Annotated in this window: 12 protein-coding genes; 7 read left to right on the top strand and 5 right to left on the bottom strand. The window is 67.6% G+C overall.

Annotated elements, in window-relative coordinates; all coding sequences use genetic code 11:
• Positions 1-171: 171 nt before the first annotated feature.
• From NJD74_RS18385 to NJD74_RS18375, 3 genes are all read right to left on the bottom strand, one after another.
• On the bottom strand, positions 172-405 hold the full coding sequence (locus tag NJD74_RS18385; protein WP_102789426.1) for a hypothetical protein: 234 nt from the start codon (positions 403-405) through the stop codon (positions 172-174).
• Positions 406-413: 8 nt separating this feature from the next.
• Positions 414-1082, bottom strand: coding sequence for an SMI1/KNR4 family protein (locus tag NJD74_RS18380; RefSeq protein ID WP_102789425.1), 669 nt, complete (start codon positions 1080-1082; stop codon positions 414-416).
• Between the two features lie 69 nt (positions 1083-1151).
• Positions 1152-2042 (bottom strand): LysR family transcriptional regulator, encoded by an 891-nt coding sequence (locus tag NJD74_RS18375; protein ID WP_102789424.1) that lies wholly within the window; start codon positions 2040-2042, stop codon positions 1152-1154.
• A gap of 106 nt (positions 2043-2148) precedes the next feature.
• On the opposite strand from NJD74_RS18375, the gene NJD74_RS18370 reads away from it, so the two are divergent.
• A complete protein-coding gene (locus NJD74_RS18370; RefSeq protein ID WP_102789423.1) occupies positions 2149-3207 on the top strand; it encodes an NAD(P)-dependent alcohol dehydrogenase in 1059 nt (352 codons plus the stop codon).
• 63 nt (positions 3208-3270) lie between these two features.
• Here NJD74_RS18370 and NJD74_RS18365 read toward each other — a convergent pair whose 3' ends face one another.
• Complete coding sequence (locus NJD74_RS18365; RefSeq protein ID WP_102789422.1) at positions 3271-4635, bottom strand: glutamate--cysteine ligase; 1365 nt, start codon at positions 4633-4635, stop codon at positions 3271-3273.
• 207 nt (positions 4636-4842) lie between these two features.
• On the opposite strand from NJD74_RS18365, the gene NJD74_RS18360 reads away from it, so the two are divergent.
• From NJD74_RS18360 to NJD74_RS18350, 3 genes are all read left to right on the top strand, one after another.
• On the top strand, positions 4843-5541 hold the full coding sequence (locus tag NJD74_RS18360) for a VIT family protein (RefSeq protein ID WP_102789421.1): 699 nt from the start codon (positions 4843-4845) through the stop codon (positions 5539-5541).
• A 45-nt stretch (positions 5542-5586) separates the two neighbouring features.
• The gene (locus tag NJD74_RS18355) at positions 5587-6378 is read left to right on the top strand and encodes a helix-turn-helix transcriptional regulator (protein WP_319624735.1); all 792 of its coding nucleotides are present in this window, start codon (positions 5587-5589) and stop codon (positions 6376-6378) included.
• Positions 6379-6474: 96 nt separating this feature from the next.
• The gene (locus NJD74_RS18350) at positions 6475-7452 is read left to right on the top strand and encodes an MBL fold metallo-hydrolase (RefSeq protein ID WP_319624732.1); all 978 of its coding nucleotides are present in this window, start codon (positions 6475-6477) and stop codon (positions 7450-7452) included.
• A gap of 153 nt (positions 7453-7605) precedes the next feature.
• On the opposite strand, the gene yihA is transcribed toward NJD74_RS18350, so the two are convergent.
• Complete coding sequence (gene yihA / locus NJD74_RS18345; protein WP_070473671.1) at positions 7606-8229, bottom strand: ribosome biogenesis GTP-binding protein YihA/YsxC; 624 nt, start codon at positions 8227-8229, stop codon at positions 7606-7608.
• A gap of 155 nt (positions 8230-8384) precedes the next feature.
• On the opposite strand from yihA, the gene NJD74_RS18340 reads away from it, so the two are divergent.
• The 3 genes from NJD74_RS18340 (at position 8385) to NJD74_RS18330 (ending at position 10906) form a co-directional block, all read left to right on the top strand.
• Positions 8385-9182, top strand: a complete 798-nt coding sequence (locus NJD74_RS18340; RefSeq protein WP_319624731.1) for a c-type cytochrome — start codon at positions 8385-8387, stop codon at positions 9180-9182.
• 129 nt (positions 9183-9311) lie between these two features.
• Positions 9312-9956 carry a thiol:disulfide interchange protein DsbA/DsbL gene (locus tag NJD74_RS18335; RefSeq protein ID WP_019183737.1) on the top strand — a complete coding sequence of 215 codons (645 nt, stop codon included), beginning with the start codon at positions 9312-9314 and terminating at the stop codon, positions 9954-9956.
• A gap of 122 nt (positions 9957-10078) precedes the next feature.
• Complete coding sequence (locus tag NJD74_RS18330; RefSeq protein WP_319624730.1) at positions 10079-10906, top strand: thiol:disulfide interchange protein DsbA/DsbL; 828 nt, start codon at positions 10079-10081, stop codon at positions 10904-10906.
• Positions 10907-10908: the final 2 nt, after the last annotated feature.

Raw genomic sequence — 10908 nt, 5'->3', positions numbered from 1 at the left:
AAACCGGCGTGGGGACCCAAGCTACCGAGCGGTCGCAAGACCTAGAGCCACACGGTCGCCCACGCCGGGCTCTCGGCACCTAAAGTGCCAGATCGGCAAGAGATAAGAGCCACGCCATGCGTGGCTGGATTTTCGACGTCTGCGCTGCGTGCAGCCACCCATGGGGTGGCTCTACCGTCCGACCTGCGGGGTCATCGCAACAGCAGGCCCGGCCGGGGGGTTGGGTACATCGCCCATTAGAGCCACCACCGCCGCGTCGAGTTGCCCGGTGGCGGCCAGGGTAGCCACCGGGTGCGCGCGCAGGTGCGGCGGCAACGGCGCCGGCAACCGTCCGGCATCCAACGCCAGCAGATGGTCGGCCAGCTGGCGGACGTCCGCGTCGCTGAGTGCAGCAGACGCCGGCATGGCAGCCGTCATGCCGGTACGTAGCTGAAGTGGGTATCGATGCCCTCGAAGCCGATCACGCGACGGATCAACGCGGTGGCGACATCCTCGCCCACGCCACCGGCATGGATCGCAGGATCGGCATACAGCTCTTCCAACGCCTGCACCTGCGCTGCGCGCAGATAGGGGCGATGCGACCTCAGCCAACGCTGCAGGTTGTCGGCGATATCGCCTTCTTCCAGCAAGCAGTCGTCAAGGTCGGCCACCGCATCGACCATCATCCGGAAGATGAAGTCCTGCAGGTTGGTCGCTAGCAGGTCCACGCGGTCATCGTCGTGCCAGAGCAGCACCACGCGCGGCTCGCCCGGTGCACTCGGATCTTGCCAGAAGCAGTAGTAGTCGCCCGCCCCGGTACTACCGAATGGCAACAGCTGCAGGCGCTCGCGCAGGCGCACGTGACTGTCTTCATCGGTGAACTGTTCGGCGTGGCCCACGATATCGGCCGGCGCGATCAGCTCGAACTCACGCGCGTACAACAGCAGCGGCGGGCGCGCACGCAGCGTCGGGTACACGCTGGTGACCCAGCCGTGGCAGAACGTGCCCCAGTCCAGCATGCGATCACCCTGCAGTTGGTGGTACAGCGCGGGAAACGCCTGGCCGAGCTGCTGTTCGATGTCGTGGGGCGTTGCGATGGGCATGCCAGGGTGCATCCGATGCGGCGGGCAAGCGTGCCACTGGCGGTGTAGCCGCGGCAACCACTTCGCACTTCAAACCGTCGCCCGCACCATATCCACGAATGCGCGCAGCGCCGACGACATCTGCCGTTGCCGCGGGTAATACAGGACGAAGCCGGGGAACGGCTCACTCCAGTCTTCCAGCACCGCCACCAGGCGGCCATCGTCCAGGTACGGGCGCGCGGAGTCTTCCAGCACGTAGGCCAGGCCAAGGCCGTCGACCACGGCCTGCAGGATGGTGTGCTGATCGCCCAGGGTGAGCCGGCCGGGCACGTCCACGTCCAGTTCCTGGCCGTCCCGTTCGAACTGCCACTTGTACAGATGGCCGCTGGCGAAACGGAAGCGCACGCACTCATGCTGCGCCAGTTCGTGCGGATGCGCTGGAATGCCGCGGCGCTGCAGGTAGGACGGCGCGCCCACGATCAGGCCGCGCAGCGGCGGGCCCAGCGGCACCGCCACCATGTCTTCGGGCACCGACTCGTGCAGGCGCACGCCGGCATCGAATCCCTTGGCGACGATATCCACCAGGCCATCGTCCTGCGCCAGTTCAATGCGCACGTCGGGGTGGGCTTGCAGGAACCGCGCCAGGCGCGGACCGAGCTGGGTCTGCACGGCGGCGCGGGTGGCGTTGATGCGCAGCAGGCCGGCCGGGGCGGCGCGGAAGTGATTCATTTCCTCCAGCGCGTCATGCACCTGATCCAGGGCCGGCTGCAGCCGTTCGAGCAGGCGCTGGCCGGCTTCGGTGAGGGCCACGCTGCGGGTGGTGCGATGGAACAGGCCCACCCCCAGCCGTTCTTCCAGCGCGCGGATCGCGTAACTGACCGCCGAGGTGGACAGCGCCAGCTCGGCCCCCGCCTTGCGGAAGCTGCGGTGGCGCGCCACGGCGGCGAAGGCGGCCAGATGGGTCAGGTTGTCAGTGGCCATGATTATCCCGTTTCACTTGATGAATCATGCCGATATCCTGACTTTTTGTGCACGGGATCGGGGCGTATTGTAAAGCGCCTTTCTACAAACCTGCCAAGGATTCCCCATGTCCCTCGCCCATGGTTATGCCGTGCACGACCAGACCGCGCCGCTGGTGCCGTTCTCCTTTGAACGCCGCCCGGCCGGTCCCGATGACGTGCGCATCGAGATTCTCTTCAGTGGCATCTGCCACTCCGATCTGCATCAGGCCCGTGACGACTGGGGTGGTTCCAAGTTCCCGATGGTGCCGGGCCACGAGATCATCGGCCGCGTGACCGAGGTCGGCGCCAACGTCACCGCCTTCAAGGTCGGCGACTTCGCCGGCGTCGGCTGCATGGTCGATTCCTGCCGCCACTGCGCCGCCTGCGATGAAAACCTGGAGCAGTACTGCGAGAAGGGCGCGACCTTCACCTACAACAGCACCGAGCGCGAGAGCGGCCAGCCGACCTTTGGTGGTTACTCCGACCACATCGTGGTCGAGCAGCGCTTCGTGGTGAAGGTGTCCGAGACCCTCGACCTGAAGGCCGCCGCGCCGCTGCTGTGCGCTGGCATCACCACCTATTCGCCGCTGCGCCACTGGAAGGTCGGCCCCGGCCAGAAGGTCGGCGTGATCGGCCTGGGTGGCCTGGGCCACATGGGTGTGAAGTTCGCCAAGGCGATGGGTGCCACCGTGGTGATGATCACCACCACCCCGGAAAAGGGCGCTGATGCCAAGCGTCTGGGGGCCGATGAAGTGCTGGTCTCGCGCGATCCGGCGCAGATGAAGGCACATGCGGGCAGCTTCGATTTCCTGCTCAACACCATCCCGGTCAGCCACGACACCAACCCGTACATGTCCCTGCTCAAGCGCGATGCCACGATGTGCCTGGTCGGCGTGCTGACCGAGCTGGATCCGCCGCTGATGGGCGCTTCGGTGATGTTCGGCCGCAAGCACATCACCGGCTCGGCGATCGGCGGCATGGCCGAAACGCAGGAAATGATGGACTTCTGTGCCGAGCACAACATCGTCAGCGATGTGGAAGTGATCGACATCAAGACCGTCAACGAGGCCTGGGAGCGCATGGCCAGGAACGATGTGCGCTACCGCTTCGTGATCGACATGGCCACGCTGGAAAAGGCGGCCTGATCCTTCCGCACAGGCATGAAAAAACCCCGGCAATGCCGGGGTTTTTTGTTGATCAATGCGAACTCAGTACGCGAATTCCTTGAACACCGGATCGATGTTGCCGCCCCACTCGCCATGGAACAGCGCCAGCTTGCGATCGGCCGGGGTCAACCCGGAATCGACGATCTCCTGCAGCACTTCCAGGAACTTGCTTTCGTCCTGACCATCGGCATTGCGCGCGGCGCGGCGCTTGAGGCCGGCCACGGCGATCTTCAACGCTTCGCGCGACAGATCCAGCACGGTGCCGTTGCGGAACGGCAGCTTCAGCCCATGGCGCGGCACGCCATCACGCAGGACGTTGCGTTCGACCAGGCTGAAATCACGCACCAGGTCCCAGGCGGCATCCAGCGCGGCGTCGTCGTACAGCAGGCCCACCCAGAACGCGGGCAGCGCGCACAGGCGGCTCCACGGGCCGGCATCGGCGCCGCGCATTTCCAGGTACTTCTTCAACCGCACCTCGGGGAAGGCGGTGGTCATGTGGTCCGACCAGTCGCGCAGCGTGGGCAGCTGGCCCGGCAGCACCGGCAGCTTGCCGACCATGAAATCGCGGAAGCTCTGGCCGCTGGCATCGTGGTACCTGCCATCGCGGTAGGAGAAGTACATCGGCACATCAAGCAGGTAATCCACGTAACGCTCGTAACCGAAGCCGTCTTCGAACACGAAGTCGAGCATGCCGGTGCGATCGTTGTCGGTGTCGGTCCAGATGTGCGAGCGGTAGCTCTGGTAGCCGTTCGGCGCGCCTTCGGTGAACGGCGAATCGGCGAACAGCGCGGTGGCGATCGGCTGCAGCGCCAGCGACACCCGGAACTTCTTCACCATGTCCGCTTCGGTGGCGTAGTCCAGGTTGACCTGCACCGTGCAGGTGCGGGTCATCATGTCCAGGCCGAGCGTGCCGACCTTGGGCATGTACTCGCGCATGATCTTGTAGCGCCCCTTGGGCATCCACGGCATCTCATCGCGCGTCCACTTCGGCTGGAAGCCCATGCCGAGGAAGCCCAGCTGCAGTTCGCCGGCGACCTGCGCCACTTCATTGAGATGGGTGCCGGTTTCCACGCAGGTCTGGTGGATGGTCTCCACCGCCGCGCCGGACAGTTCCAGCTGGCCGGCCGGCTCCAGCGTCACCGAGGCGTTGTCGCGCAGCAGCGCTATCGTGCGGCCCTCTTCCTGCACCGGATCCCAGCCGAAGCGGGTCAGGCCGTTGAGCAGCGCTTCGATGCCGCGGTCACCGTCGAAGGTGGGCGGGCGCAGGTCATCCAGGCGGAAGCCGAACTTCTCGTGCTCGGTGCCGATGCGCCACTGCGCCTGGGGCTTTTCGCCGGAGGCCAACGTGGCGACCAGTTCATTACGGTCGGTGATCGGCGTCTCGGCGACGTGGCTGGGGCTCGACAAGGGGAGGCTCGCAGAATTCTGGTCAGGGCGGGGATGTGGGGTTCACGCCCCCGCATCGCAAGGGCGCACTATATCGTGGCGTCCCCTGCCGTCGTGTCACCGTGACGGTTTTCAGCATCCTACTGGCATGGGCTTGACGCTGCGCCGGCCCCGCCGCGGCTGCGAGTCATTCCGCTGTTGGCCGCCGCCAGCCCCTACACTGATTCGATGAGCCGATCCCGACATCCGGAAGTACATCGCTCCGACCGTGTCGGCTGGCTGCGTGCCGCGGTGCTCGGCGCCAATGACGGCATTGTCTCGGTAGCCGGCCTGGTGGTCGGCATCGCGGCGAGCGGCGCCTCGGCCGCCACGATCCTGGCCACCGGCATCGCCGGGACCGTGGCCGGTGCGATGTCGATGGCGGCTGGCGAGTATGTTTCGGTGCAGTCGCAGGCCGATACCGAGCTGGCCGACCTGGCGGTGGAAAAGCGCGAGCTGCACGAAGACCCGCACAGCGAGCTGGAAGAGCTGGCCGCGATCTACCGCCATCGCGGGCTGAGCCCCGACCTGGCGCATGAGGTGGCCACCCAGCTCACCGCGCACGACGCACTGGGGGCACATGCCCGCGATGAGCTGGGCATCACCGAGGAGCTGCGGGCGCGCCCGATGCAGGCGGCCATGGCCTCCGCCGGCGCCTTCGTCAGTGGCGCCGCGTTGCCGGTGCTGACCGCCCTGCTCGCGCCGCATGCTGTCGTCGGCCAGGCCACCACCGTGGTGACGCTGCTAGGGCTGTGCCTGACCGGCACCCTGGCCGCCCATGCCGGCGGTGCCCCACGTCTGCGCGGTGCGGTGCGCGTCACCTTCTGGGGTGCGATCGCGATGGCCGCGGCCGCGCTGGTCGGCCGACTGTTCAACGTGGCGGGCTGAGCGGTGTCCGCGTCGATCGATACGACCTCCTCGCTGCTGGCGACAATGGCCAGCCTGGCTGACTGCCAGCGCGCCGATGGCTACGCCTGCATCACCGCGCGCCGCGAGCATGGCGCCTCCTCCGTGGAGATTCCGCAGCCGCAGTTCGCGATCCTGCTGCAGGGGCGCAAGCAGGTGCGTACCGCGCAGCAATCGCTGGAATTCGCACCGGGCGATCTGTTCCTCATCACCCGGCGCTGCCGCATCGATGTGGTCAACATTCCCGATCCGCATAGCGGCCTCTATCTCAGTGCGATCGTGCCGATGTGTGCCGAGGCGCTCACTGCCGCCCGGGCGCTGTGGAACGAGCCGCTGCCGCAGGCCGGTGATGCACTGGCCAGGCTGCCACTGGTCGAGCATGGGGCGACCCTGCTGCAGTGGCGGCAGGCACTGGAACACGGCCAATACACCGAAGCACGCTTGGCCCTGGCATCGCTTGCCGTGGCGTTCTGCCGGCGCGGGCACGGCAGCCTGCTGGTTCCCCCCGAACCCAGCCTGGGGGAACGCATCCGCGATCTGATCGCGGCCCAGCCCGAGCGCGACTGGCAGTCACGCGATTTCGAAGCGCAGCTCGGGCTCAGCGGTGCGACCCTGCGGCGGCGCTTGGCCAGCGAGCAGTCCAGCGTGCGCGAGCTGATCACCGATGCGCGGCTGGCGCATGCCATGAGCCTGCTCTACACCACCCGGTTGCCGCTGAAAACGGTGGCCGCGCGCGTGGGCTACCGCTCGCTGGGCAGCTTCAACAAGCGCTTCGCCGAACGTTACGGGTTGGAACCGGCGGCGATCGGCAACAGCTGAGCGCGAGCGGATCGCACGGCATTCTGAGCGGAACGCAGCCGACCAGGCGCGCAGCATGGAGGCACCGCGGCGCCGCCGCCCTGTCCGGAACCTGCCATGCCTTTCCCCCGCGTTCGCACGCTTGCCACCGCCGTGTTGCTGGCCGTTGTCGCCAGCCCCGCATGGGCCACCACCACGCACACCCCGCGCGAGCAGGTCCCCGGCGTCTATCACCAGACCATCGGCACGCTGCAGGTCACGGCGCTGTTCGACGGCACGGTCGCACTGGGCCGACAGGAACTCGTCGGGATCGCTCCCGGCGCGGTCACCCGCCTGCTCGATCACCGCTACGTGCCCGAGGATGGCAAAGGCCTGCAGACCGCGGTCAACGCCTACCTGGTGCAGCAGGGCGATCACCTGACGTTGGTCGATACCGGCACCGCGCAGTGCTTCGGCCCCGGCCTGGGCCAGGTGCTGGGCAACCTGCGCAAGGCCGGCTACGACCCGGCCGAGGTGGATGAGGTGGTGCTGACCCACGCGCACCCGGATCACCTGTGCGGCCTGCTCGATGCGCAGGACAGGATTGCCTACCCGAATGCCACGGTGTGGCTGTCGGCGGCCGATGCCGCGTCCTGGCTGGATCCGGCCAGCGAGGCAACCGCGCCGCAGGGTGTGCGCTTTGCCTTCGCCTTGGCGCGCAAGGCGGTGGCGCCGTATGAAGCGGGCGGGAAACTGAAGCGCTTTGCACCTGGCGACACACTGCCGGCGGGCATCACCGCCTTGGACAGCCACGGTCATACGGTCGGCCATGTGTCTTACCGGATCGATGGCGGCGCCGGCCAGCAGCTGCTGGTATGGGGCGACATCGTGCACTTCCACGCGGTGCAGTTCGCGCAGCCTCAGGCGTCGTTTGAAGCGGACAGCGACCGCGTGGCCGCGATCGCCAGCCGGCGCCGGATGATGGCGCAGGCAGCCGATCAGGGCTGGTGGGTGGCCGGCGCGCACCTGCCGTTCCCAGGGCTGGGGCATGTGCGCCGCGAAGGAGAGGCGTTCGCGTGGGTGCCGGGCGAATTCTCGCCGTTACCGGCGAAATGAGGGGACACGACCGCGCCGTACACCGGGCGTCAGGCGCATTCGGGTAGTCCCGGCCGCTGGCCGGCTCCCGATACATCTGATGGAAAGCGCAGCCGGCCAGCGGCCGGCACTACCCGGCGCCGCGCGGCCCGTTGGACCGCGGCAACGCCCGGATCAGGCCGCTTCGGGCGCCGGCTTGTTCAGGCCCAGCCAGCCGCCGATGATCCCGCGGGCTTCATCCACGCCCTGGCGGGCGGGGCCGGAGAAGGTCTGCACGCTGACGGTATCGCCGAAGGAGGACTGCAGTTCCTTGCGCACCTTCTGCAGGGCGATGCCCTGCTGGCCACGGCCGAGCTTGTCGGCCTTGGTCAGCAGCGCGTGCGCGGGCAGGCCGCGCTGCACGGCATAAGCCAGCATCTGGCGATCGTAGTCCTTCAGCGGGTGACGGATGTCCATCACCACCACCAGGCCACGCAGGGCCTCGCGGGTACGGAAGTACTGGTCGATGAAGGCCTGCCAGTGCGCCTGCAGGTCCAGCGGGACCTTGGCGTAGCCGTAACCGGGCAGATCGACCAGCTTGGCCTCCGGGGTGACCTCGAAGAACACCAGCTGCTGGGTGCGGCCGGGGGTCTTGGAGACCCGGGCCAGGCTGTTCTGGCGGGTGAGGGCGTTGAGGGCACTGGATTTGCCGGCGTTGGAGCGACCGGCAAAGGCGACTTCCGCGCCCACGTCTTCCGGCAATTGCCGGGTGTTGTGGGCCGAAAGCAGGTATTGGGCGCGTTCGAGGAGCAATGACATGGGCATAGGATCGCATGTCCGGGGCTGCTCCGCGCTGTCTGCCCCCGGTTTTGCTGCACCCTGCGTTGACCGTGGCGTGAAACGGCGTTGATAATCGGGCGATCCCCGTGGTTGCGGTCCCGCAACCGCCAGGCCGGTCCACACGGAGCTTCCGCATGCGCCATGCTCGCGTTCTTGCCGTTTCCGCACTTGCTGTCTCGCTGCTCGCCGCCGTTGCCGTTGCCCAGACCTCGATCACCCCGTTGCCGGACAACGGGCCGATCAGGACCGCCTCGCTGGAGGTCGATTTCAGCAAAACCACCTGGGGCGATCCCAAGGCCGGGCAGACCAAGGCCGCGGCCTGCGCAGCCTGCCACTCGGCCGATGGCAACTCCACGGTGGAGATGTACCCGAGCATCGCCGGCCAGAGCGAGCGTTACAGCGCCCAGCAGATGGCCCTGATCGCCAATGGCCAGCGCACCTCCGGCGCCTCGGCGGCAATGGTGCCGTTCGTGCAGGACCTCACCCCGCAGGACATGCGCGACATCGGCGCCTATTTCGCCACGCAGAAGGCCACGGCCGGCATCGCCGACGATGGCGCGGTCACCGAAGGCCCGTATGCCGGCAGGAAGTTCTATGAGATCGGCCAGCAGCTGTATCGCGGGGGTGATGCCGAGCGTGGCATCCCGGCCTGCATGGCCTGCCACGGCCCCACCGGCGCCGGCAACCCGGGCCCGGCCTACCCGCATATCAGTGGCCAGCACGCGGCCTATGTCGCGCGTCGCCTGCAGGAGTACCAGGCCGGGACCACCCAGGAAACCGACAAGGCCCACTTCCAGATCATGGCCACGATCGCCAAGTCGTTGACCGAGCAGGAAATCCAGGCCTTGGCCAGTTACCTGCAGGGCCTGCACAACCGCGCCGAAGACGTGGCTGCGGCAACGCCGGTCGCGGGGGGCGCGCAGGCACCCTGACCACCGCCCACACCGCAGCGCATCCCCTTGGTCGGATGACAGATGCGGCCGCCTTGGCTGGCGGGGTATGTTCACTGCCACGCCGGCGACTGGGCCGGCGTCGTTTTTTCTGTATGGAGATGGATGTAGATGACGTTGATGCCCCGCCTGATGCTGTTGCTGCTGGCCCTGAGCCCGTTGAGCACCCTCGCTGCCCCCCCGGCCCCGCTGGTGGAGGGCAAGGATTACGACCGCATCGCCGACGCCGGACCGTTCGCGCCGCTGGCCGGCAAGATCGAAGTCGTGGAGATGTTCGGCTACACCTGCCCGCACTGCGCGCATTTCGAGCCGCAGCTGGAAGCCTGGGCCGCCAAGCTGCCCAAGGACGTCCGTTTCACCCCGGTGCCGGCCGCCTTCGGCGGTGTGTGGGATTCGTTTGCCCGCGCCTACTACGCTGCCGATCAGCTGGGCGTGGCCAAGCGCAGCCACCGCGCGATGTTCGATGCCCTGCATGAGAAGGGCTCGCTGCCGATGCAAAACGTCTCGCCGGACGAACTGGCCGCGTTCTACCAGGGCTTCGGCGTGGCGCCGCCGCAGTACATCGCCGCGCTCAGGAGCGATGCGGTGGATGCCAAGGTCAAGGCCGCCCGCGCCTTCGCCCTGCGCACCAAGGTGCCGGGTACGCCGACGCTGATCGTCAACGGCGTGTACCTGGTCAAAGGCGACTCGTTCGAGTCCATGCTGCGCAATGCAGATGCCCTGATCGCCCGCGCGCGCAGCGGCAAGGCGCTCTGACAGCGCTCGCTGAACCATCACGCACCGTGCACGCGGGACGCTCGTTTCCGCGTGTCATCATGCTTCCCTGGCCGACGCTCCCAGCGTCGGCCCCAACATGCTCATCCGCTGGAGATGCTTCGATGAAGACCCGTTTCGCCATTACGCTCATGGCCCTGCTGCCGATCCTGGCCGCCTGCAAGGCCCAGGACGGTACCGCCAACACCACCGCCCCGGCCGAACCGGCCGCCCCGAGCAGCACCCCGGCTACCGAAACGGCCACGCCGACCGAGCAGGCCCCGGCCGCCAGCGGTGAAACCGCCGCCGCCGAGACCGCCGCTGCCGAAGCCACCACCCCGGCGCCCGCCCCGGCCTCCTCGCGCCCGACCGGCCCGGAACCGGTCGCCGGCACCGACTACGTGGTGATCGAAAACGGCCAGCCGTTCCAGCCGGCCACCGGCAAGATCGAAGTCGCCGAGATCTTCGGTTACGTGTGCCCGGCCTGCGCCGCGTTCCAGCCGCTGATCGGACCGTGGAAGGCCGGCCTGCCGAGCGACGTCAGCTTCGTCTACGTGCCGGCCATGTTCGGCGGTACCTGGGATGACTACGGCCGTGCGTTCTATGCCGCGCAGGCCATGGGCCTGCAGGAAAAGACCCACGAAGCCATGTACGCGGCGATCCACGCCGAGCAAAGCCTGAAGGGCGAGCGCGGCCGTGATTCGGTCGACGACATCGCCAACTTCTACGGCAAGCACGGCGCCGACCCGAAGCAGTTCGCCGCGATGATGGGCAGCTTCGCCATCAACGCCAAGACCAACTCGGCCAAGCAGTTCGCCCAGCGCAGCAAGATCAGCGGCACCCCGTCGGTGATCGTCAATGGCAAGTACCTGGTCAAGGGCAAGGGCTTCCCGGACATGCTGCGCATCGCCGATCACCTGATCGCGCGCGAACGCGCGGCCAAGGCCAACTGATC

The organism is Stenotrophomonas sp. RG-453 (genome assembly GCF_033843685.1).
In the GTDB taxonomy this organism is placed as follows: Bacteria; Pseudomonadota; Gammaproteobacteria; order Xanthomonadales; family Xanthomonadaceae; genus Stenotrophomonas; species Stenotrophomonas bentonitica_A.
This window is presented reverse-complemented; position numbering and strand designations above follow the sequence as displayed.